This is a genomic window from Pseudomonas sp. TH39(2020), assembly GCF_016650715.1.
GTDB lineage: Bacteria > Pseudomonadota > Gammaproteobacteria > Pseudomonadales > Pseudomonadaceae > Aquipseudomonas > Aquipseudomonas mandelii_C.
On sequence record NZ_JAEKFF010000006.1, the window covers coordinates 2,026,167 to 2,047,346 of the forward strand.

The following is a 21,180-nucleotide window of genomic DNA, read 5'->3' on the forward strand; positions in this document are numbered from 1 at the left end:
CAGCTCACAAGTTGTACTGCTTGCGTTTTCGGTACAACGTCGAGGCATCGATACCCAGGGTCTTGGCGGCCTGGTCCAGCGTATCTGCAGTGGCGAGGACCGCTCCGATGTGGGCTTTTTCCAATTCATCCAGACTCAGCGCAGCGCCGATGCGAGGAGCGTTGTTGACCGGGGTTTCAGCCATGCCCAAGTGACTGATCTCGACCCGTTCCTGTGGACAAATGATGCTTGCCCGCTCCACAACGTTGCGCAGTTCGCGAATGTTCCCCGGCCAGCGGTAGCCGAGCAGCGCTTCACGGGCTTCGTCGCTGAAGCCCCGAGCCGGACGCGCGTATTCCTTGACGAAACGGGCCAGAAAGCGATCGGCCAGGGTCAGAATATCTTCCCTGCGTTCGCGCAGTGGTGGCAGGTGCAGGGTGATCACGTTCAGGCGGTAAAGCAAATCTTCACGGAAACGGCCGTCGCGCACCATGTCTTCGAGGTTCTGGTTAGTGGCCGCGAGGATGCGCACATCGGCGCGGCGGGTGACCGGATCGCCCACCCGTTCGTATTCTTTGTCCTGGATGAAACGCAGCAGTTTAGGTTGCAAAACCAACGGAAAATCGCCGATCTCGTCAAGAAACAGCGTCCCACCGTCGGCCTGATTAACACGACCCAGAGTACTTTCGCTGGCCCCGGTGAACGCGCCACGGCTGTGGCCGAAGAGCTCGCTTTCCATGAGTTCGGCGGTCAGGGACGGGCAATTGATCGTGATGCAGGATTTCTTTGCGCGCTTGCTCCAGCCGTGAATGGCTTGGGACAGTTCGCCTTTACCGGTACCGGACTCGCCGAGAATCAAAATATTGGCATCGGTACTGGCCACCTGGCGGGCGGTTTCGAGTACCACTTTCATCGCCGGGCTGTGAGAGTCCAGGCCATCCTTGGGTTTGCGCACTTCGCCTTCAAGGGCTTCCAGACGTGCCGACAGTTGCCGCACTTCCAGCTGCTTGGCGGTGGCCAGGCGTAATTGGTCGGGGCTGCAAGGCTTGACCAGATAGTCGGCGGCCCCGGCCTGAATGGCATCGACCGCCGTGTCGACGGCCGAATGAGCGGTGACGATCACCACCCTCATCCACGGCGCCTGAATGCGCATTTGGGCCAGCACATCGAGGCCATTGTCTTCACCCAGGCGCAGGTCGAGGAAGCACAAGTCGAAGACTTGGCGCTGAAGCAGTGCATCAGCCTGAACGGCGCTGTTGGCGGTAGCGACGCTGTAGCCTTCATCTTCGAGGCAATAACGGAAAGTACGCAGGATGGCGGACTCATCGTCCACCAGCAGAATGCGGCCTTGATGCTCAGTGGCTGACTCCATTTTCCTACGCTCCTTAATGAATGATCTTGGTTAGTCCCGGAATAATCGGGCAAGTTGCATGGTTGATTCTGGTCGATTCCTGCCACAGCAGCGTAACTCTCTCCCCACCCTACGGCTAATCGCCTGATTTTGTTGTTTTTTTATCAGATAGCCGGTTCGCCGGCGATTGCCGCTGTCCCCTTGTGACATCCACGCCCTCCTCGCAATTCAAAAATATTGAAAGCTCCTACGAACCCATCGTGCATTACGCACGACTTCAAAAGGACCATCGTGCAGGATGCGTCCGATCCATTTTCCACATCATTCATAACTAATTGATTTTATTGATTTTTATTATCTTTAAAAGCTGGCATGCAGGCTGCAATGGTCTGATTAACCGGGGCATTCAAAGAAGTCGCCCTAACAAGATCACCACAGAGTGGGAGGAGCTTCAGGATGAGTCGCCAACGTGCCGCCCAGTTGCGTATCTCGCCACTGCATCTCCAGCAAGGTCTGTTTGCTGTTCTGGCGCTATTGATCACCTTGATCGCCGGCCAGCAGTTTCAGCGTTGGGAGCAGAACCAGCAGCAAGAAGCGCCACGCTTGTCGATTCAGCACCCGACCCAAACCCATTTCAGCGCGGCCAGCAGTAACCAGGCTGACAGCCCCCCAATGCGAATGCTGGACGTCGACCAGGCTCAGCCTGCGGATCAGAGGCCTCGCCAGGAACGTTGGGTGTTCTAAACGAATGAACTTGGCGCGTTCGATGCGCCGGGAAAAGCACCACAAGCAACATCTCTAAATAGAAGCGTAAGGAGAATCACCATGTTGAGCTGGGCAATCACATTCTTGATCATTGCCATCATCGCTGCGGTACTGGGCTTCGGTGGTATCGCGGGCACCGCCACGGGTATCGCCAAGATTCTCTTTGTCGTGTTCCTGGTGATGTTCATTGCTTCCTTCTTCTTTGGCCGTCGCGGTCGAGGGTGAATATGAGCGTTTTGTTAAAGACACTGGCAGCCGCCCTGCTTCTGGGCGGTAGTGCCATGGCAACAGCGGCCAATGACGGCCAGGCGCGGGTCAATGAGTTGCTAAGTGCAGACCCGCAGTACCGTGAAACCTGGCAAGGCGTGGTGAAGAAGGAAGAACGCCTGCCGGAATGGGTCATGAACCTGTCCGGCGACGCCGAGCAAATGAATGCCGTTGAAGAGGATGGCGAAAAGTATCTGGTTGGGCCGCTCTGCGAATCGCAGGCGACATGCCTCAACAAGCGCTTGATCGTTGCCGTCAGCTTCAACAAGAAGGAAGCCTACGCCATGCTGGTCGAAGTGCCTGCGGGGCTGCCGGCCGACAAGTCGCCCACGCGGCATGCCGACTACCGCTTTCTGGGAAAGCCGGACCAGGGTATGCAGGATTTGTTGATGGAACAGCTGAAGAAAGATCCACACTGGTACTGAATTCGTAACATGAAAGAAGCAGCATGGCTTCTTTCCACTGCGCTACCCGAGGAAGGTAGACGCATGATCAAGGGGCCGGGACGTTCTGCCTGTTTCAGGGGCGGAGTGACCTACGGGTACAGGGAGTGCCTGCGCAAGGGCCGGGTCAGGCAGAAGCTGCGACGCAAGTTCGCCGGTCACTCATGGATCGACGGACTTGCGAAGAGCTTCCTCAGCGCAAAGTGTTGTCCTAGAGCGTTCTGCTCGCCTGCTCCGTTAATCCCTCGCAAAACCATTTCGTAGTGTTTCTTTGGTGACCGTATATCGAGAAAACTGCGACTCAAAGACCGAGAATTTTCGCGCTGAAACGTAGGCTTTTTCCCAAGTTTAAGCTCACATCCCCTTGTTCAAAAAACAACCAACCTCCTCTACGATGGCCGGTTCACGGCACTTATGCCTGCCGAAATGTCGTATTCAAACCGGTTGGGACGCGGGTTTCAGTTAAAAAAGCTCATGCCGATTCGGCATAGGGTAGGCGTTTACGGCATTAGACGTTGCTTCCTTGCATCTGAATAGTTGCGCCTTTTTTCGCCTGCCAGAGAGCCGATAACAAGCGCTCCGGGGCACCTTATACGGGGGCAGATGCACAAGACTTTTTCGCCACAAGCGTTCCAGTTCTTGCATCTGCCTGAGTCAAACGCAAGTAAGGGTAAAGATATGAAGAAGGCAAAGCTTAGCCTCGCCTGGCAGATCCTCATCGGTCTGGTATTGGGGATTGCAATCGGTGCGCTGCTCAACCATTTCAGTGCCGAAAAAGCCTGGTGGGTCAGCAACGTCCTGCAACCAGCAGGCGATATCTTTATCCGTCTGATCAAGATGATTGTGATCCCGATCGTGATCTCATCCTTGATCGTCGGTATTGCAGGTGTCGGCGACGCGAAGAAGCTCGGGCGTATCGGTCTGAAGACCATCCTCTACTTCGAGATCGTCACCACCATCGCCATCGTGGTCGGTCTGGTGTTGGCCAACGTGTTCCATCCGGGCACCGGCATCGACATGAGCACCCTGGGTACCGTGGATATTTCCAAGTACCAGGCCACTGCCGCCGAGGTTCAGCATGAACATGCGTTCATCCAGACCATCCTCAACCTGATCCCGTCGAACATCTTCGCGGCCATGGCCCGCGGCGAGATGCTGCCGATCATCTTCTTCTCCGTATTGTTCGGCCTCGGTCTGTCGAGCCTGCAATCGGACCTGCGCGAGCCGCTGGTGAAGATGTTCCAGGGCGTGTCGGAAAGCATGTTCAAAGTCACTCACATGATCATGAACTACGCCCCGATCGGCGTTTTCGCACTGATCGCGGTGACCGTGGCCAACTTCGGCTTCGCCTCCCTGCTGCCACTGGCGAAACTGGTGATCCTGGTTTACTTCGCCATCGCCTTCTTCGCCTTCGTGGTGCTGGGCCTGATCGCTCGCCTGTTCGGCTTCTCGGTGATCAAGCTGATGCGCATCTTCAAGGATGAGCTGGTGCTGGCCTACTCCACCGCCAGTTCCGAAACCGTGCTGCCGCGCGTGATCGAGAAAATGGAAGCCTACGGCGCACCGAAAGCCATTTGCAGCTTCGTGGTACCGACCGGTTATTCGTTCAACCTCGACGGTTCGACCCTGTACCAGAGCATTGCGGCCATCTTCATTGCCCAGCTCTACGGCATCGACCTGTCGATCAGCCAGCAATTGCTGCTGGTGCTGACCCTGATGGTCACCTCCAAAGGCATCGCCGGCGTACCGGGTGTGTCCTTTGTGGTGCTGCTGGCCACCCTGGGCAGCGTGGGTATTCCGCTCGAAGGCCTGGCGTTCATCGCCGGTGTCGACCGCATCATGGACATGGCCCGTACCGCACTGAACGTGATCGGCAATGCCTTGGCCGTGCTGGTCATCTCCCGCTGGGAAGGCATGTACGACGACGCCAAGGGCCAGCGCTACTGGAACTCCTTGCCGCACTGGCGCAGCAAGGAAAAATTGCCGGTCGGTGAAGTTTCCAGCAACTGACGCAACACTCCTTGTGGGAGCGAGCCTGCTCGCGAAGAGGCCGTTAAATTCAACATCTGCGTTGACTAACAGACCGCTTTCGCGAGCAGGCTCGCTCCCACATTGGTCCGCGTACATCGCGCTAAACAAACCCCGGAGAAATCCGGGGTTTGTCGTTTCTGGCTACCCCGCTATCATTCGCCGCATTCTTCGGGGGATTTGACTGATGCTTAATGGCCTATGGCTTGGCTTCTTCATCGTGGCTGCCGTTTCGGCACTGGCGCAATGGTTGATCGGCGGTAACGCCGGGATCTTCGCGGCGATGGTGGAAAGCATTTTCGCCATGGCCAAATTGTCGGTCGAAGTCATGGTCCTGTTGTTCGGCACCCTGACGCTCTGGCTGGGCTTTCTGCGGATTGCCGAGAAGGCCGGGATCGTCGAGTGGCTGGCCAAAGCGCTGGGCCCGTTGTTCCTGCGGCTGATGCCGGAAGTGCCGGCCGGGCACCCCGCCATCGGCCTGATCACGCTCAACTTCGCCGCCAACGGCCTGGGCCTGGACAACGCCGCCACGCCAATCGGCCTCAAAGCCATGAAGGCGCTGCAAGAACTCAACCCGAGCACCACAATCGCCAGCAACGCGCAGATCCTGTTCCTGGTGCTCAACGCCTCCTCCCTGACCCTGCTGCCGGTGACCATCTTCATGTACCGCGCCCAGCAGGGTGCGCCCGATCCGACCCTGGTGTTCCTGCCAATCCTGCTCGCCACCAGTTGCTCTACATTGGTCGGCCTGCTGTCGGTGGCGTTCATGCAGCGTCTGCGCCTGTGGGACCCGGTGGTGCTTGCGTACCTGATTCCCGGCGCCTTGGCCCTCGGTGCCTTCATGGCGCTGCTGGCGACGCTCTCAGCGACCGCTCTGGCCAGCCTGTCATCGATCCTCGGCAACGTGACGCTGTTCGGGCTGATCATGTTGTTTCTGGTGATTGGCGCGCTGCGCAAAGTGAAGGTGTACGAAGCGTTCGTCGAAGGCGCCAAAGAAGGTTTCGACGTGGCCAAGAACCTGCTGCCGTATCTGGTGGCGATGCTGTGTGCCGTCGGCGTGCTGCGAGCATCCGGAGCGCTGGACTTTGGCCTGGACGGGATTCGGCATCTGGTGGAATGGGCCGGTTGGGACACGCGCTTCGTCGATGCGCTGCCGACCGCCATGGTCAAGCCGTTCTCCGGCAGTGCCGCCCGGGCGATGCTGATCGAAACCATGAAAACGTCTGGCGTGGACAGCTTCCCGGCGCTGGTGGCGGCGACGGTTCAGGGCAGTACTGAAACGACCTTCTATGTATTGGCGGTGTACTTCGGCGCGGTGGGGATCCAGCGGGCACGGCATGCGGTGGGGTGTGCGTTGCTGGCCGAATTGGCCGGCGTTCTCGGCGCGATCGGGGTGTGCTACTGGTTCTTCGGCTAATCAAATAAACCTGTGGGAGCGGGCTTGCCCGCGATAGCGGTGTGACATTCAACGTTGATGTCGACTGTGCTGACGCTATCGCGGGCAAGCCCGCTCCCACATGGATTTCCGGTGGCTTTAAGGCCGAGGAGGCGGGGCGACTTTTTGTCCTTGCTCAACCGCCCAGCTCACTACCTGCGCCGTCAACTGGTCACTGGCCTGACCAAACCCAACCACCACCGCCGGCACCTTCACATCGCTCAACGGCTGGCGCACTTCGAAGCGTCGGCTGGCGAGGATTCGCTGGTCATAACCACGCACCAGCAACGCATCCAGACGCACGACGACGCTCGCGTTCGTTCCTTGGTACTCAGTCTGGAATGCCTGCAGGCTACCGCCCAACTCAAGGTCTGCCTGGAAGTTGCTGTCGTCGGTACTCAACAGCGACACCCGACCATCACGCTGGAAACCATCCAACAGACGATTGCGCAACAACACCGGTGCAGGGTCGCTCCAACGCGAAGCCTTGTAGCTGCTGATCAGATCACCCTGAGGGATCACGGCGATCTTGGGGCTGTTCAAGACCTCGCTGGTCTGCGGCTTGGTCAGGCGCAACGACCAGCGCTGCGGCGTCCCGTGACTGGCCGATGTGCTGCTCTGGGCCGAAGGCAACCGATAGACATCGGACGGCTCGGACTTGGGCAGGATCGAGCAGGCGCCGAGCACAATGAAGCTGGCGAAGAGGGCGAGGCGAGTCAGCTTCATGGCGTGAACTCCTTGTTCTTGTCATTGCCCAGCAAATAACCGGTGGGGTTGGCTTCCAGACGCTGGGAAATAGCCCGCAACGACGTCAGGGTATCGCGCAGTTCACGCACCGCCGGGGCCAGGCCATTGAGGCCTTGCATGCCGCTGTTGAGCGAATCCTGATTGGTCGTGAGCAGCTTGTTGATGGTCGCGCTGCTCGACTCCAGCGATTTCATCGCCTGCTCGGCACTGCCGAACATCTGCTTGCCTTGATCGTTGAGCATGCCATTAGCGTTGCGCATCAGCGCCGACGTCTGTTCCAGCATGGCGCCGGCCTGTTTGCCGACCGAGGCCAGTTGCTGCATCGCCTGGCGAATATCGCCGCGCTGGTCAGCGATGGTGCCGGTGGTTTGTTCAAGATGTTCAAGGGTCTTGCTGATGCGCTCGACGTTCTGCGAAGAAAACATCTGATTGGCGTTGAGCATCAGCATGTTCACACCGGCCACCAGGTCGCCGCTGTCATTCAGCAAACGGGCGATGGGCGAGGGCGATGCAATGATCGTCGGTAAATTACCGTCCTTGCCCTTGAGCTTCGGACTCTGCGGCGTACCCCCGCTGAGCTGGATGATCGACGTCCCGGTGATCCCGGTCAGCGCCAATATGGCCCGGGTGTCTTCCTTGATCGGTGTCTCGCCGCCCAGGCGGATCCGCGCCAGCACCCGGCGCGGGTCTTTCGGGTCCAGACGCAGGGTCACCACGTCGCCGACCTTGATCCCGCTGTACTGCACGGCGCTGCCCTTGGACAGGCCGCTGACGGCCTCGTTGAAGACGATTTCGTAGTCCTTGAACTCGGTGTCGACGCTGGACTTGGCCAGCCACAAGCCGAAGAGCAGGGCGCCCGCCACCACAATCACGGTGAACAGGCCGATCAATACATGATGGGCTCGGGTTTCCATGTCAGACCTCCTTAAGCTGTTGAGCGGCGGTCAGCGCCGCGCGGCCGCGAGGGCCATGGAAGTATTCGTGAATCCACGCGTCATCGGTTTCCGAGACTTTTTCGATGGCATCCGCCACCAGCACTTTCTTCTGCGCCAGCACCGCCACCCGGTCGGTGATGGTGTAGAGCGTGTCGAGGTCGTGGGTGACCAGAAACACACTCAGGCCCAACGCATCGCGCAGGGTCAGGATCAATTGATCGAACGCGGCCGCACCAATCGGATCGAGCCCGGCGGTGGGTTCGTCGAGAAACAGGATGTCCGGGTCCAGTGCCAGCGCGCGGGCCAGTGCCGCACGCTTGATCATCCCGCCGGACAGCGAAGCGGGGTACTTGTCGGCCGCCGACAGCGGCAGCCCGGCCAAGGCCATTTTCACTGCCGCCAGGTGCTCGGCGTCCTCTCGGCTCAAACCGGCATGCTCGATCAGGGGCAGGGCGACGTTCTCGGTCACGGTCAGCGAAGAGAACAGGGCGCCTTTCTGGAACAGCACGCCGAAGCGCCGTTCGACCATCGAGCGCTCGTGTTCAGACAGCATCGGCAGGTTTTTGCCAAAGACCTTCACCACCCCTTCGCTGGGCTGACGCAAGCCGACGATGCTGCGCAACAGCACTGACTTGCCGCTGCCGGAACCGCCGACCACGGCCAGGATTTCGCCCTTGTACAACTCCAGATCAAGGTTCTCATGCACGCTCTGGCGACCGAAGCGATTGCACAGCCCACGGACTTCGATCACCGCCTCAGAGGGCGCTCGGGGTAGACGATTCACCAGCCCATCTCCATGAAAAACAGCGCGGCCACGGCGTCGAGTACGATCACCACGAAAATAGACTGGACCACGCTCGACGTGGTGTGCGCGCCGACGGACTCGGCGCTGCCGCTGACTTTGAAGCCTTCGAGACAGCCAATGGCAGCGATCAGGAACGCGAAGATCGGCGCTTTGACGATCCCCACCAGAAAATGCTGAACGCCGATGTCCGATTGCAGCAGCGACAGGAACATCGCCGGCGAGATATCCAGCGACACAGCGCAGACTACGCCGCCGCCGACAATCCCCGAAAGCATCGCCAGAAAGGTCAACATCGGCAGCGCGACCAGCAGGGCCAAGACGCGCGGCACCACCAGCAACTCTATCGGGTCGAGGCCCAAGGTGCGGATGGCGTCGATTTCTTCGTTGGCTTTCATCGAACCGATCTGCGCGGTAAACGCACTGGCGGTGCGGCCGGCCATCAGGATCGCGGTCAGCAACACACCGAATTCGCGCAGGAAGGAGAATGCCACCAGGTCCACGGTAAAAATACTCGCGCCAAAACTCGCCAACACCGTCGCCCCGAGAAACGCCACCACGGCGCCCACCAAAAAGGTCAGCAGGGCAACGATGGGCGCGGCGTCGAGGCCGGTCTGCTCGATGTGCGCCACCATCGGTGTAATCCGCCAGCGCGCGGGGCGAAACAGATTGCGGGCGATGGTTTCCAGAATCAGGCCGACGAAACCCAGCAGTTGCAGGGTGTCCTGCCAGACCGCGTCGACCGCCCGGCCGATGCGGGTCAACAGTTGAACGCTGACGCTGATTTCCGGTTCCTTGATCGGCACGCAGAAGTCGGTCAGCGAGCAATAGACAGTCTGCAACAAGGCACGGTCGGCCGAGGACAGCGTGCAATCGGGGTGTTCGGCAGATCGGCCCAAACGCTCGGAACCGAGCAACTCCACCAGCAGCGACGCACCGGCGGTGTCGAGCGCGCCGAGGCCGTTGAGGTCGATGTGAGTGCTGTCGTCGTATTGACCGTGGAGCTTTTCGCACAGGTGCTTGAGATCGGCGTAATGGGCAAGCGTCCAGTCACCCGTGACCCGCAACTGAGCAGGGGAGTGAGAGGTGTCCAGTCGGGCACTGCCGGCCATTGTGCTGCTGCTCATAAGCTCCGTGCTTGTTCGGCTATTTCGCAGAGCTACGTAATAGCATGAACCGCATTACTTTTCTTTGGTCGGTGTGCTGTCCGTAATGGTGAAGCGCAACACACCGATAACCTGGCCATCTTCGGTCAGCACCCGAACTTGCCATTTACCCGCAGGGTTGCCGGGGAAATTCTGTTTGTGGGTCCAGGCCCGATAGCCTTCCTTGCGCCCACCATGGATGTCCAGGGGAATGCGGTCGACCTCTTTGCCGTTAAACTGCCACACGTGGTAGATCCGCTCATCCAGACCGCGCGGGGCGTTGATCGCGGTGTAGGCGTACAGCCCGTCACCACGGATCTGGTCGGCGCTGACTTCTTCCAGACTCTTGCCAGGTGTGCGGTCCTGCATTTGCGTGCTGATGGCCACGTCGGTCATCCACAGGGTCGCCGGCGGCACCCAGGATCGCAGCACCCAACCGAGCGCGCCGATGCCCAGCGTGATACTGAGAATCGCCAAGGCGTTGCGCACGGTACGAATCGGGAAGATCGACGCCAGGCTCGGGAACGACAGCACGACGGCGGTGCCCAGGGCCAGTTTGAAACTCTGAGCGGTGGTCAGGTGCAGGATGACGGGCAGGGCGGTCAGCAGTGCAGCGAACAGCGTCAGGGTATGCAGCGCCAGGAACGCCCAGCGCCGGGGGGCCAGCCATTTGTAGTAGAGCGGGTCGATGATGGAAATCAGCGCCGCCATGCTCAGCAACCCGGTGAAGAACAACTGGCCGCTGTTCCAGGTGGTGGTGATAAAAAAGAACGGCAGGACGAAGAACAGGCTTTCCTGGTGGATCATCTGCGTGGCGTAGCGCAGCAGAGGCTGGGGTATTTCGCGCTTGAAGATCCTGGTGAACAGCTTGGTGAGACTGTTTTCCAGCATCAGCCAGATCCAGCTGACCAGCATGATGGTGGTGATCCAGGTCGCCAGACCTTGCTGGCGATCCACCAGAATGAAACTGCCGACCCCGGAAATGAAGCCACCGAGCGCAATGACCCCTGGGTAGCGCTTCATCAGTTCCAGGATGCGCTGGACGTATAGGGGCAGAGTAGGCATTCGGCGGTTCGCAATAGTCGTGGGAAAAATCCCCGACAGGGTAACCGCCGAGAGGGCGGCGTGGCGAGGGGCTGCGGTCCGATCACAAATCCTTGTAGCAGCTGGCGCAGCCTGCGTTCGGCTGCGCAGCAGTCGTAAAACCATTCAACGCGGTTCATCAGGTATATCTGACGTAACGGATTTACGACTGCTTCGCAGCCGAACGCAGGCTACGCCAGCTGCTACACGGTTCGCGGTGTCCTTCGATGCAAGCGCCAACCCATCAGCATCAATACGATGAGCCCCAGCACCCCGGCAATCGCCCACATAAACTGATCATCACTGATCAACGGCTTTTCGATCCGCAGGTAGCCCGGCTGCATCAGCAATTCACGCATGGCCTTGTTTGCTTCCTCCAGCGTCACCCCTTGCAGTTCCTTGGCCGGGTTGGCGAAACGGCCGTCCTCGTAGTCCCCAAGGGCGCTCCAGTAATAATCGGCCAACGCGCTGTTGCCTTGCACGGCCCAGGCCTGGCGGGCAATGGCGGCCTGCTTGAGGCGGTTGAAGGTGTTGGCATTGAGGCCGTCCCTGAGCAACCCGGCCTTCAGATCATCCAGCACCTGTTCGGCCTGGGGTACGTCGTCGCGGTCAAGGTCGGCGTTCAGACTCATGAAGCCCACGCCGCCAAACACCTCACGCTCGGCCGAAGGCCCGTAGGACAAGCTATGGGTCAGGCGCAACTGGCGGTAGAGCGCCCAGTCCAGATAGTCCTTGAGCAAGTCGAAGGTTTCGTCGTGCTGATCCTCTTGCACCGGCTCTGGCACCAGCCAATGCAATTTCGCACTGCCGCCGACCAAACCGTGACTCAGGGTGCGCTCATGGGCAGCACTGGCCTGGATCGCCGGCAGGGCCGGGTGATCGGTCGGGTCGACCGCTTCAAGCGCGCCATAAGACCGTTCCAGATAGGCCGGCAGCAACCGCTCAAGGTCGCCGACGACGATCAGGGTCATGTTGTTGGGCGCGTACCAGGCCTTGCGTACCTTTTCCACCTGATCGCGGGTCAGGTGATCGACTTCAGGCCGTTCGGGGCATTTGAGGCCCAGTTCCACTGCCAGCTGATTACTCGCTGTGTGGCCAAGGTCCTGACGATCCAGAAAGCGTTGCAGGTGCGAGTAATGGCCGCCGTCTTCGCGCTCGACCACTTGTTTGGCAGCGTTGATGGCGTTGTCGTCGATTCGGGTCTGGGTCAGCAGCGCCAGCAGCAGGTCGAGGACCTTGCGCTGGTTTTTCGCCGGGGCCTCGATAACGAACGTCGTGTCGGCATTGCTGGTGTAGGCGTTCCACTCGCCACCCAAGGCCTGCATGCGTTCTTCCAGCCCGCCTTCGCCCGTGGCGTCGATGCCGCTGAACAGCAAGTGCTCAAGCAGGTGCGGCAGCTCTTTGTCGGCGCAGCTGAAATCATCGATGCCGACGCCGACCACCAGACGAATCGCCACATGCCCGCGCTCGGTGCCGGGTTTGAGCATTAATTGCAGGCCGTTGGGCAGCGTATAGCCCTCGACCTGAAAGCGATCCAGGGCAAATGAAGGGAATGAGCCAAGCAACAGACAGGCGAACAACAAACAACGCATAGCAAGCTTCCAGGCAACCAATCGGAGATCCGTGTCATCAGCCAGGCCGCCTTCGCGAGCAGGCTCGCTCCCACAGGTGATCTGAGTCGGACACAATTTCCGAGTACACCGAAGATCCACTGTGGGAGCGAGCCTGCTCGCGAAGGCGGCCTTCATGCTGAATCAATGTTACTGACTGACCACTCTGCCAGACGTTCAAGGTGAATGCGTGATGTCAGCCAAATCGTCGGCCGCCAGGGCACCGGTGTCGGAAGTTTCCAGCACCACATAGGCGCTGCTGCAAAACAGCGAATTCAGACGCTTCATGTCGGCAATCAACTCAAGGTGCAACGAGCTGGTCTCGATACTCTGCACGATCTTACGTTGCAATCGGCTGACGTGAGCATGAGCCAGGCGGCGTTCCTGTGCGCGAAAGCGACGTTTCTCACGCAATAACTGGCGGGCACTTTCCTTATCGGCACTGAGGAACACCGACAACCCCAGGCGCAGGTTGGAGATCAACTGACTGTGCAGCCCCGCCAACTCTTCCAGGCCGACCTCGGAAAAAGACCGGCGCTGCGAGGTTTTCTGCTGCTGAACCTTGCGCAGCATACGTTCGATGAGGTCGCTGGCGAGTTTAAGGTTGATCGCCAGCTCGATGATTTCCGCCCAGCGCCGGCTGTCCTGCTCGCTGAGGTCTTCACGGGGCATTTGCGCCAGATACAGCTTGATCGCACCGTAGAGCGATTCCACATCATCAGTCAGGCGCCGCATTTCCTGGGTAACGGCGGTTTGCTTGCCGTTCAGCACGTCGAGCATGGCCTCAAGCATGTTGTCGATCAGGTCGCCGATGCGCAGGGTTTCCCGGGCGGCATTGGCCAGCGCCAGGCTGGGCGTGACCAGCGCTGTTGGATCAAGATGCCGCGGCTTGGCAGTGCCGTTGATTTCCGGCCGCTCCGGCAACAGCCACGCGCACAGCTTGGCCATCGGCCCGACACTGGGCAGCAAGATCAGGCAGCGCGCGGTGTTGTAGAGCAGGTGAAAGCCGATGACCATTTCCTGAGGGCTGAAGTCCAGGCTGTCGATCCAGTGCACCAACGGGTCGAGTACCGGGATGATCAGCAACAGGCCGATCAGTTTGTAGAGCAGGCTGCCCAACGCCACCTGGCGACCGGCGGCGTTCTGCATGCTGGTGCTGAGGAAGGCAAGGATGCCGCTGCCGATGTTGGCGCCGATCACCAGGCCGATGGCAACTGGCAGGCTGATCACCGCGGCACCGGCCAGGGTCGCCGTCAGCAGGACGGCGGCCAGGCTGGAGTAGGAAACCATCGCAAACAGCGCGCCGACCAGGGCATCCAGCAGGATGTCGCCGGTCAGCGAAGCGAAAATCACCTTCACGCCTTGGGCCTGGGTGATCGGCGCGGCGGATTCGACGATCAGTTGCAGCGCCAGGATGATCAGCCCTAGGCCAATGCCGACCCGGCCCATTTGTCCGACCCGGGTCTGTTTGCGCGACAGGAAGAAAATCACCCCAAGAAAGATCAGCAGCGGCGACAACCATGACAGGTCGAAGGTCAGCACCCGCGCCATCAGCGCGGTACCGACGTCGGCCCCGAGCATGGTCGCCAGGGCCGGGGTCAGCGCCATCAGGCCCTGACCGACAAAGGAGGTGACGAGCATCGCGGTGGCGTTGCTGCTCTGGACCATCGCCGTTACGACGATCCCCGAGACGAATGCCAGCCAACGCTTGGACATGTTCCGGCCAATCACGTGGCGCAGGTTGGAACCGTAGACCCGCAGAATGCCGGTTCGGACGATGTGCGTGCCCCAAATCAACAAGGCCACGGCAGATAACAAATTGAGCAGGGTGAGCATGCAGGCCCCCTGTGGTGGTAGCGCCCCAAAGGGGCAAGTTGACGGTGCCGCGCGTTCTTCTACGTTCTGTACTTAAGCTGTAGTTGGCTAACGGTCTGCGCGCCAGCATCGCACAGCTAAAGAAGCGATAGAAACAAAACTGTCATAAAAACAGGTTGATGCAGAAATGAAAAAGGGGCCCGAAGGCCCCTTTGTCATCACATGGCATTCGGGTTACTGACCCGGAATGTCCTTGCGCAGTTTCACCGGATCCTGCTGTTTGCGTTTTTTCGCGATCGCGGTGCGCATCTTGATGTTGATCGCTTCCACCGCCAGCGAGAACGCCATGGCGAAGTAGACGTAGCCTTTTGGCACGTGAACGTCGAAGGATTCAGCAATCAGCACAGTACCGACTATCAACAGGAACGACAGCGCCAGCATCTTCAGCGACGGGTGCTTGTCGATGAACTCGCTGATGGTGCCGGAAGCCCACATCATCACCAGCACGGCAACGATGATCGCCGCGACCATGACCGGTACGTAGGACACCATGCCCACGGCGGTGATGACCGAGTCCAGCGAGAACACGATGTCGATGATCGCGATCTGAATGATGGTGTAGAGGAAGTTGCCGCCCTTGCCGCCCGGCTCCTCATTGGTTTCGTCTTCACCTTCCAGCGCGTGGTACATCTCTTGCGAGCTCTTCCACAGCAGGAACAGACCACCGAAGAACAGGATCAGGTCACGCCCGGAAATGCCTTGGCCGAACACTTCGAACAAGTCCGCGGTAAGGCGCATGACCCAAGTGATCGACAGCAGCAACAAGATCCGCGTAACCATGGCCAGTGCCAGGCCGAAAATCCGGGTGCGCTGTTGCATGTGCTTGGGCATGCGGCTGACCAGGATCGAAATCATAATGATGTTATCGATACCCAGGACGATTTCCAGGGCGGTCAGGGTGAAGAAGGCAACCCAGATTTCAGGGTTGGTCAGCCATTCCATGTGTATTCCTTTGTGCGAGTGTTAAACCACGAAGGGCCCGGGCTTCAAACAACAAAGCCTGGACCCGTCATGGTGAGTCTTGGGCTTATAGAGTGCTGAACAGCGGAAAAATCCCCATCAGCAAAGCGGCGACCAGTATGCACATGCACACCAGCACTGCCCACTTCAGGGTGAAACGCTGGTGATCACCGAAGTCGATACCGGCCAGGGCCACCAACAGATAGGTCGATGGTACCAGCGGGCTCAGCAAGTGGACGGGCTGACCGACGATCGAGGCACGTGCCATTTCAACCGCGGTTATACCGTAATGGCTGGCGGCTTCGGCAAGTACCGGTAACACGCCGTAATAAAATGCATCGTTCGACATGAAGAACGTGAACGGCATGCTCACCAGCGCGGTAATCACGGCCAGGTACGGGCCGAGGAAGTCCGGGATGACTGCCAACAGGCTCTTCGACATCGCATCGACCATGCCGGTGCCCGACAGGATTCCGGTGAAGATACCGGCCGCGAAGATCAAGCCGACCACCGCCAGCACGCTACCGGCATGAGCCGCGACGCGGTCTTTCTGCTGTTGCAGGCTCGGGTAGTTGACGATCATCGCGATGCTGAACGCCACCATGAACAGCACCGGCAGCGGCAACAGACCGGCGACCAGGGTGCACATCAGGGTCAGGGTCAGGGCGCCGTTGAACCAGATCAAATTCGGACGACGGGCATCCGGGAATTGCGAAACGCTGATTTCACTGTGGTCGATTTCCTCGCCCACCAGGTGCAGCTCACCCAGGCGCGCACGCTCACGCTTGCCGTAGAAGTAGGCAATCACGAGGATGGCCAGCACCCCGAAAGCCATCGCCGGAATCATGGGTACGAAGATGTCGGACGGGTCCACATGCAACGCACTGGCCGCACGAGCGGTCGGGCCGCCCCATGGCGTCATGTTCATCACGCCACCGGCGAGGATGATCAGGCCGGCCATGATCCGTGGGCTCATGCCGATGCGGCTGTAGAGCGGCAGCATGGCGGCCACGCAGATCATATAAGTGGTCGCGCCGTCACCATCGAGGGAGACGACGAGCGCCAGTACGGCGGTGCCGACCGAAACTTTCAACGGGTCGCCCTTGACCAGTTTGAGGATCTTGCGCACGGCCGGGTCGAACAGGCCGGAGTCGATCATCAGGGCGAAGTACAGAATGGCGAACATCAGCATCACACCGGTCGGTGCGAGCTTGGTGATGCCTTCGAGCATCATCGGGCCGATCTTCGGTGCAAAACCACCGAACAGCGCGAACAGGATCGGGATGATGATCAGAGCGATCAGCGCGGACAGGCGCTTGGTCATGATCAGGAACATGAACGTGATGACCATGGCAAAGCCAAGGAAAGTCAGCATGGGAATACTCCAGGCATAGCGCGGCTAGGGAATGGGCGAACCGGGTGGGTCAGCGCAGAACGGGAAGCACGAGGCGTATGGGCGGAGTGACAGCGAAGCGGCGGGTAGCAGAGGACATCAGGATCACCATTGTTGTTGTTAAATGGGCTGTGCGAGCGATAAAACACTGGCATTGGCCGACCGGTCTGTTGCCGGTAGTGGGGGCGATCCTAATCGGGGAAGCTTTCACCCAGCTTTCGCGGATGAAAGCATTGACGAGATGTGCAACCGGTCGTCGGACGGGTTCAAAGTCCCTGAATACGGGACAGGAGGAAAAAACATGGCCGAAATTCATACCGGCGGCTGCCATTGCGGGCATCTGCGCTATCAATTCATCGGGCCTTTGCACGACATCGCCCACTGTCATTGTTCGATTTGCCGACGGGTCAGCGGCGGGATCGTGACCACCTGGATCACCATGCCCGCGTCAGCCTTTGAATGGGTGAAAGGAACGCCGGCGCAGTACGACTCTTCAATAACCTGCGTACGGTATTTCTGCGGCAACTGTGGGGCGCAGCTGGCGCTGGTCTCGCACCTGAGCCCGGACAGCATCGACGTGACCATCGCCACTCTCGATCATCCCGAGCACGCACCCGCCGAAAGGCATATCTGGACTGACAACCGACTGCCCTGGCTGCATCTGGATGAACATTTGCCCGGCGAAGCCGAGGAACAGTTGTAAACTGATCAAAAAATAGACAGGTCCAGCGGCCGAATCGCGCCCATCCAGATGGCGTGCTCGGTGTGGTCGAGCAGATCGTCGCCGGTGTCCGGGTGCAGGAACACCACCAAACCCTTGCGGTTGAGCGCAAGCCAGGGCAGCACGTCGCCGATGTATTGTGGCTCGAACGCCAACTGGCAGCTCCAGTCCGGATGCGGGCCCACCGGGCGTTCATGGACGCGGCCCATCTTCAGTGGAAACAATTGCGCCGCCTGCTCACACAAGGCCCGCGCTTGTGGAAGGGTGTTGGCGTCGAAGTAGACATGGGCGTGGTAGCCCTTGATCCGCTGCATTTGAAACTCCCTGAACCGAGTCGAACTGGCGCTGTTTCCCACAGGTCACACGCCATATACGTAGGAAGAACGGAGCACGGCCATGAAAAATGCCGAAACCCCAGTGGTGAAAGTGGTGCTTTATGGTGCCATGAGTAGCCTGGGCAGTGCGCTGATGGCTGAAATGCTGCGGCGCCAACATGAAGTGATCGCGATTCTCGATGATTTGACGGCGCTCGCGCCGCGCCCGGGATTGCGGACCAAGACCGGTGATTTGTTCGACGCCAAGCGGGTCAAGCAGAGTGTCGCCGGGTGTTCAGCGGTGATCTGTCTGCTGGATGCACCCGGGTTGCCGATGAACAGCGAGCACGTGGAAAAATCCATCGTACCCGGCCCGGTCGAGCAAGTGCTGGCGGTGGATGCTCTGATTGATGGCATGCAGGCCTCAGGGATTGCCCGGCTGTTTCTTGTCGGAGATTTCGAGGCACTGGACGATCCGGAGATCGAAGATCAACTGCAACGCCACGCCGCCGAAGAAATCCGCGAAGCCCTGCAAAGCAGCACCTTGCACTGGACGCTGGTGAATGCACCACGCGGGGTGGCCGGGCTGACCATCGAACATTTCAGCCACGTCAGCAGCAGCCTGGAGCCGGGCCTCGCCGAACCGCTTGAGCGGTTGAGCCGGGTGGCCGTGGGGATTGCCGATGAGTTGCGGTTGAACCTGCATGTCGGCGAACACGTGACCTTCGTCGCGACTGACGCTATACAGCGATAGACGGCAACGGCAGGCCATTCAACGACTGCGCACTGCTGGCCTGCTCAGCCATCAGCCAGTCCACAAACTGTTGAATCAGCGCACCACGCCGTTTCCGCTGGGGCAGGACCACGTAATAGCCGAGCCTGGAAATCACCGTTTCCGCAATCGGTCGGCACAACAAACCTTGCGCCAGCAAGTTATCCACAAGGTGCCGCCACCCAATCGCCACCCCTTGGCCGCCAATCGCCGCCTGAATCAGCAGCGTGTAATTGTCGAAGCGCAATTGCCCGGGCGCAGGTGCCGAAGCGATCCCCAACTCCCGAAACACGCCGCTCCAGTCGAACCAGTTGCTGCTGTTCTCGCCTCGAAGGTGCAGCAGCGGGAATTCGAGCAATGACTGGGAGGGCAAGGGCAGGGGACGATCCTTCAACAGCAACGGGCTGCACACCGGAAAGACTTCTTCGCTAAACAGCCAATGGCTTTCGCCCTGCTTGAATCGGCCATCACCAAACAGCACCGCCACATCAATGTCGGTGCGCAGCATATTGAGGCTGCGTTCGCTGGTGACCAGGCTGACGTCCACTTGAGGGTTGGCGGCATGGAAACGGTGCAGCCGCGGCATCAGCCAATACGCGGCGAAGGCGAAGTCGGTGGCGACCTGCAACACTTCATGTTGGTGCTGTGCGCTGATTGCGCTCAATCCTGCATCGATATTCTGCAATCCGAGCTGAACCTGCTCAAACAGGATGGTCCCGGCCTCGGTCAGTTCGATCCCGCGGTAGATCCGGTCGAACAACCGCGTCCCGAGTTGTTCTTCCAACCGTTTGATCTGCTGGCTGATGGCCGGTTGCGTGGTGCCAAGCTCCACGGCGGCCGCCGTGAAGCTGCGTTGACGGGCCGCTGCTTCAAAGGCACGAAGCAAATCCAGAGACAAATCACCAAGGGCGTCATACATAAGCTGGGCTTATCCTAGTCATTGCCGCGCATGGGCTTTACCACAAATTGCATGGGCTACATGCTCGATCGCAGCACTCTCGCATAAATATTCACTATGGAATGCCGCGATCACATGAAGCGCAAGAATATTCTTTTCATCATGGCCGATCAGATGGCCGCGCCAATGTTGCCGTTCTACGGCCCTTCGCCCATCAAACTGCCCAATCTCAGCCGCCTCGCCGCCGAAGGCGTGGTGTTCGACGCCGCTTATTGCAACAGCCCACTGTGCGCGCCGTCGCGTTTTACCCTGGTCAGCGGTCAATTGCCGAGCAAGATCGGCGCCTACGACAACGCGGCCGATTTCCCCGCCGACGTACCGACTTATGCCCACTACCTGCGTCGACTCGGTTACCACACCGCGCTGTCCGGCAAGATGCATTTCTGCGGACCGGATCAGCTGCACGGCTATGAAGAACGCCTGACCAGCGACATCTACCCGGCCGATTACGGCTGGTCTGTGAACTGGGACGAGCCAGACGTGCGTCCAACCTGGTTTCACAACATGTCGTCGGTGCTGCAGGCCGGGCCATGTGTACGCACCAATCAGCTGGATTTCGACGAAGAGGTGGTGTTCAAGGCCCAACAGTATTTGTTCGATCACATCCGCGAGGATGGCGACCGACCGTTTTGCCTGACCGTTTCGATGACTCACCCACACGACCCGTACACCATTCCCAAGGCTTTCTGGGATATGTACGACGACGCCGATATCCCATTGCCTGAGACCCCGGCCCAGTCCGAACTCGATCCGCACTCCCAGCGTTTGCTCAAAGTTTATGACCTGTGGGACAAACCACTGCCTGTGGATAAGATTCGCGATGCACGCCGTGCCTACTTCGGTGCGTGCAGCTATATCGACAGTAACGTCGGCAAACTCCTGCAAACACTCGAGGAAACCGGCCTGATCGACGACACCATCATCGTGTTCTCCGGCGACCACGGCGACATGCTCGGCGAGCGTGGTCTCTGGTACAAAATGCATTGGTATGAAATGGCCGCCCGCGTGCCTCTGTTGATCAGTGCGCCGGGGCAATTCGGGGCTGGCCGGGTCAGCGCGGCGGTCTCCACTGCCGATCTGTTGCCGACCTTCGTGGAACTGGCCGGCGGGTCGCTGGAGCCTGGACTGCCGCTGGATGGCCGCTCACTGGTCTCGCACCTGCAAGGGCAGGGCGGTCATGACGAGGTCTTCGGCGAATACATGGCTGAAGGCACTATCAGCCCGCTGATGATGATTCGCCGCGGCGCCTACAAATTCATCTACAGCGAAGACGACCCTTGCCTACTCTTCGATGTACACAACGACCCGCGCGAACTGGAAGAACTCAGCCAATCGCCGCAACATCAGTCGCTTTTCGATGAATTTCTCGCCGAAGCCCGGGCCAAATGGGACATCCCGGCGATCCACCAACAAGTGCTCGCCAGCCAACGGCGCCGACGTTTTGTCGCCGATGCATTAACCATTGGCAAGCTGAAGAGCTGGGATCACCAGCCGCTGGTGGACGCCAGTCAGCAGTACATGCGCAACCACATCGACCTCGACGATCTGGAGCGTAAAGCACGTTATCCACAACCCTGCCAAAACTAATAATGTTAAG

The 21,180-nt window shown here is 59.4% G+C and carries 20 protein-coding genes; 8 read left to right on the forward strand and 12 right to left on the reverse strand.

Features of this window, described 5'->3' with window-relative positions; genetic code table 11:
* Positions 1-4 precede the first annotated feature (4 nt).
* Positions 5-1,351: a sigma-54-dependent response regulator transcription factor AlgB gene (algB, locus tag JFU47_RS16970; RefSeq protein WP_201184481.1), complete on the reverse strand. Its 1,347-nt coding sequence runs from the start codon at positions 1,349-1,351 to the stop codon at positions 5-7.
* 435 nt (positions 1,352-1,786) lie between these two features.
* Here algB and JFU47_RS16975 point away from each other — a divergent pair, with 435 nt between their 5' ends.
* From JFU47_RS16975 to JFU47_RS16995, 5 genes are all read left to right on the forward strand, one after another.
* On the forward strand, positions 1,787-2,074 hold the full coding sequence (locus JFU47_RS16975; RefSeq protein ID WP_201184482.1) for a hypothetical protein: 288 nt from the start codon (positions 1,787-1,789) through the stop codon (positions 2,072-2,074).
* A gap of 81 nt (positions 2,075-2,155) precedes the next feature.
* Positions 2,156-2,320: a DUF1328 domain-containing protein gene (locus JFU47_RS16980; protein WP_003177151.1), complete on the forward strand. Its 165-nt coding sequence runs from the start codon at positions 2,156-2,158 to the stop codon at positions 2,318-2,320.
* Positions 2,321-2,322: 2 nt separating this feature from the next.
* Positions 2,323-2,787, forward strand: coding sequence for an inhibitor of vertebrate lysozyme family protein (locus JFU47_RS16985; RefSeq protein ID WP_140675974.1), 465 nt, complete (start codon positions 2,323-2,325; stop codon positions 2,785-2,787).
* Positions 2,788-3,483: 696 nt separating this feature from the next.
* On the forward strand, positions 3,484-4,815 hold the full coding sequence (gltP, locus tag JFU47_RS16990) for a glutamate/aspartate:proton symporter GltP (RefSeq protein WP_201184484.1): 1,332 nt from the start codon (positions 3,484-3,486) through the stop codon (positions 4,813-4,815).
* Positions 4,816-5,020: 205 nt separating this feature from the next.
* Entirely contained in the window at positions 5,021-6,250 is a 1,230-nt protein-coding gene (locus JFU47_RS16995) for a nucleoside recognition domain-containing protein (RefSeq protein WP_123367430.1), read from the forward strand.
* Positions 6,251-6,367: 117 nt separating this feature from the next.
* Here the strand turns inward: JFU47_RS16995 and JFU47_RS17000 are convergent, their stop codons facing one another.
* The 9 genes from JFU47_RS17000 to JFU47_RS17040 all read right to left on the reverse strand — a co-directional run bounded on the left by JFU47_RS17000 (position 6,368) and on the right by JFU47_RS17040 (position 16,800).
* Positions 6,368-6,994, reverse strand: coding sequence for an ABC-type transport auxiliary lipoprotein family protein (locus tag JFU47_RS17000; RefSeq protein ID WP_201184485.1), 627 nt, complete (start codon positions 6,992-6,994; stop codon positions 6,368-6,370).
* Positions 6,991-7,929, reverse strand: a complete 939-nt coding sequence (locus tag JFU47_RS17005) for an MlaD family protein (protein WP_140675961.1) — start codon at positions 7,927-7,929, stop codon at positions 6,991-6,993. The genes JFU47_RS17000 and JFU47_RS17005 overlap by 4 nt, the downstream gene beginning before the upstream one ends.
* Position 7,930: 1 nt before the next feature.
* A complete protein-coding gene (locus JFU47_RS17010) occupies positions 7,931-8,734 on the reverse strand; it encodes an ATP-binding cassette domain-containing protein (protein WP_201184486.1) in 804 nt (267 codons plus the stop codon).
* On the reverse strand, positions 8,731-9,879 hold the full coding sequence (locus JFU47_RS17015) for an ABC transporter permease (RefSeq protein WP_140675954.1): 1,149 nt from the start codon (positions 9,877-9,879) through the stop codon (positions 8,731-8,733). The genes JFU47_RS17010 and JFU47_RS17015 overlap by 4 nt, the downstream gene beginning before the upstream one ends.
* Positions 9,880-9,933: 54 nt before the next feature.
* On the reverse strand, positions 9,934-10,962 hold the full coding sequence (locus JFU47_RS17020) for a DUF5924 family protein (RefSeq protein WP_201184487.1): 1,029 nt from the start codon (positions 10,960-10,962) through the stop codon (positions 9,934-9,936).
* 221 nt (positions 10,963-11,183) lie between these two features.
* A complete protein-coding gene (locus JFU47_RS17025) occupies positions 11,184-12,572 on the reverse strand; it encodes a M16 family metallopeptidase (protein WP_201184488.1) in 1,389 nt (462 codons plus the stop codon).
* A gap of 195 nt (positions 12,573-12,767) precedes the next feature.
* Positions 12,768-14,426, reverse strand: coding sequence for a Na/Pi cotransporter family protein (locus JFU47_RS17030; RefSeq protein WP_201184489.1), 1,659 nt, complete (start codon positions 14,424-14,426; stop codon positions 12,768-12,770).
* A gap of 213 nt (positions 14,427-14,639) precedes the next feature.
* A complete protein-coding gene (locus JFU47_RS17035) occupies positions 14,640-15,407 on the reverse strand; it encodes a TerC family protein (RefSeq protein WP_123367439.1) in 768 nt (255 codons plus the stop codon).
* Positions 15,408-15,492: 85 nt separating this feature from the next.
* A complete protein-coding gene (locus JFU47_RS17040) occupies positions 15,493-16,800 on the reverse strand; it encodes a CitMHS family transporter (protein WP_123367440.1) in 1,308 nt (435 codons plus the stop codon).
* Positions 16,801-17,119: 319 nt separating this feature from the next.
* Here JFU47_RS17040 and JFU47_RS17045 point away from each other — a divergent pair, with 319 nt between their 5' ends.
* The gene (locus tag JFU47_RS17045) at positions 17,120-17,521 is read left to right on the forward strand and encodes a GFA family protein (RefSeq protein WP_201184490.1); all 402 of its coding nucleotides are present in this window, start codon (positions 17,120-17,122) and stop codon (positions 17,519-17,521) included.
* A 5-nt stretch (positions 17,522-17,526) separates the two neighbouring features.
* Here JFU47_RS17045 and JFU47_RS17050 read toward each other — a convergent pair whose 3' ends face one another.
* On the reverse strand, positions 17,527-17,853 hold the full coding sequence (locus tag JFU47_RS17050) for a DOPA 4,5-dioxygenase family protein (protein ID WP_201184491.1): 327 nt from the start codon (positions 17,851-17,853) through the stop codon (positions 17,527-17,529).
* An 82-nt stretch (positions 17,854-17,935) separates the two neighbouring features.
* On the opposite strand from JFU47_RS17050, the gene JFU47_RS17055 reads away from it, so the two are divergent.
* Complete coding sequence (locus JFU47_RS17055; RefSeq protein WP_140675925.1) at positions 17,936-18,607, forward strand: NAD(P)-dependent oxidoreductase; 672 nt, start codon at positions 17,936-17,938, stop codon at positions 18,605-18,607.
* On the opposite strand, the gene JFU47_RS17060 is transcribed toward JFU47_RS17055, so the two are convergent.
* Positions 18,594-19,544: a choline sulfate utilization transcriptional regulator gene (locus tag JFU47_RS17060; RefSeq protein ID WP_095126794.1), complete on the reverse strand. Its 951-nt coding sequence runs from the start codon at positions 19,542-19,544 to the stop codon at positions 18,594-18,596. The two genes, JFU47_RS17055 and JFU47_RS17060, sit on opposite strands and share 14 nt — an antisense overlap.
* Positions 19,545-19,658: 114 nt before the next feature.
* On the opposite strand from JFU47_RS17060, the gene betC reads away from it, so the two are divergent.
* Positions 19,659-21,170: a choline-sulfatase gene (gene betC / locus JFU47_RS17065; RefSeq protein WP_201184492.1), complete on the forward strand. Its 1,512-nt coding sequence runs from the start codon at positions 19,659-19,661 to the stop codon at positions 21,168-21,170.
* The last annotated feature ends 10 nt before the right edge of the window (positions 21,171-21,180 follow it).

Bases quoted from the DNA above. Each gene is read 5' to 3' on its own strand.
- JFU47_RS17060 (WP_095126794.1), bottom strand. From the start codon at position 19,544: ATGTATGACGCCCTTGGTGATTTGTCTCTGGATTTGCTTCGTGCCTTT.
- JFU47_RS17000 (WP_201184485.1), bottom strand. From the start codon at position 6,994: ATGAAGCTGACTCGCCTCGCCCTCTTCGCCAGCTTCATTGTGCTCGGC.
- JFU47_RS17055 (WP_140675925.1), top strand. From the start codon at position 17,936: ATGAAAAATGCCGAAACCCCAGTGGTGAAAGTGGTGCTTTATGGTGCC.
- JFU47_RS17035 (WP_123367439.1), bottom strand. From the start codon at position 15,407: ATGGAATGGCTGACCAACCCTGAAATCTGGGTTGCCTTCTTCACCCTG.
- betC (WP_201184492.1), top strand. From the start codon at position 19,659: ATGAAGCGCAAGAATATTCTTTTCATCATGGCCGATCAGATGGCCGCG.
- JFU47_RS17050 (WP_201184491.1), bottom strand. From the start codon at position 17,853: ATGCAGCGGATCAAGGGCTACCACGCCCATGTCTACTTCGACGCCAAC.
- JFU47_RS16980 (WP_003177151.1), top strand. From the start codon at position 2,156: ATGTTGAGCTGGGCAATCACATTCTTGATCATTGCCATCATCGCTGCG.
- JFU47_RS17020 (WP_201184487.1), bottom strand. From the start codon at position 10,962: ATGCCTACTCTGCCCCTATACGTCCAGCGCATCCTGGAACTGATGAAG.
- gltP (WP_201184484.1), top strand. From the start codon at position 3,484: ATGAAGAAGGCAAAGCTTAGCCTCGCCTGGCAGATCCTCATCGGTCTG.
- JFU47_RS16995 (WP_123367430.1), top strand. From the start codon at position 5,021: ATGCTTAATGGCCTATGGCTTGGCTTCTTCATCGTGGCTGCCGTTTCG.
- JFU47_RS17025 (WP_201184488.1), bottom strand. From the start codon at position 12,572: ATGCGTTGTTTGTTGTTCGCCTGTCTGTTGCTTGGCTCATTCCCTTCA.
- JFU47_RS17030 (WP_201184489.1), bottom strand. From the start codon at position 14,426: ATGCTCACCCTGCTCAATTTGTTATCTGCCGTGGCCTTGTTGATTTGG.
- JFU47_RS17040 (WP_123367440.1), bottom strand. From the start codon at position 16,800: ATGCTGACTTTCCTTGGCTTTGCCATGGTCATCACGTTCATGTTCCTG.
- JFU47_RS17005 (WP_140675961.1), bottom strand. From the start codon at position 7,929: ATGGAAACCCGAGCCCATCATGTATTGATCGGCCTGTTCACCGTGATT.
- JFU47_RS17015 (WP_140675954.1), bottom strand. From the start codon at position 9,879: ATGAGCAGCAGCACAATGGCCGGCAGTGCCCGACTGGACACCTCTCAC.
- JFU47_RS17045 (WP_201184490.1), top strand. From the start codon at position 17,120: ATGGCCGAAATTCATACCGGCGGCTGCCATTGCGGGCATCTGCGCTAT.
- JFU47_RS16975 (WP_201184482.1), top strand. From the start codon at position 1,787: ATGAGTCGCCAACGTGCCGCCCAGTTGCGTATCTCGCCACTGCATCTC.
- JFU47_RS16985 (WP_140675974.1), top strand. From the start codon at position 2,323: ATGAGCGTTTTGTTAAAGACACTGGCAGCCGCCCTGCTTCTGGGCGGT.
- algB (WP_201184481.1), bottom strand. From the start codon at position 1,351: ATGGAGTCAGCCACTGAGCATCAAGGCCGCATTCTGCTGGTGGACGAT.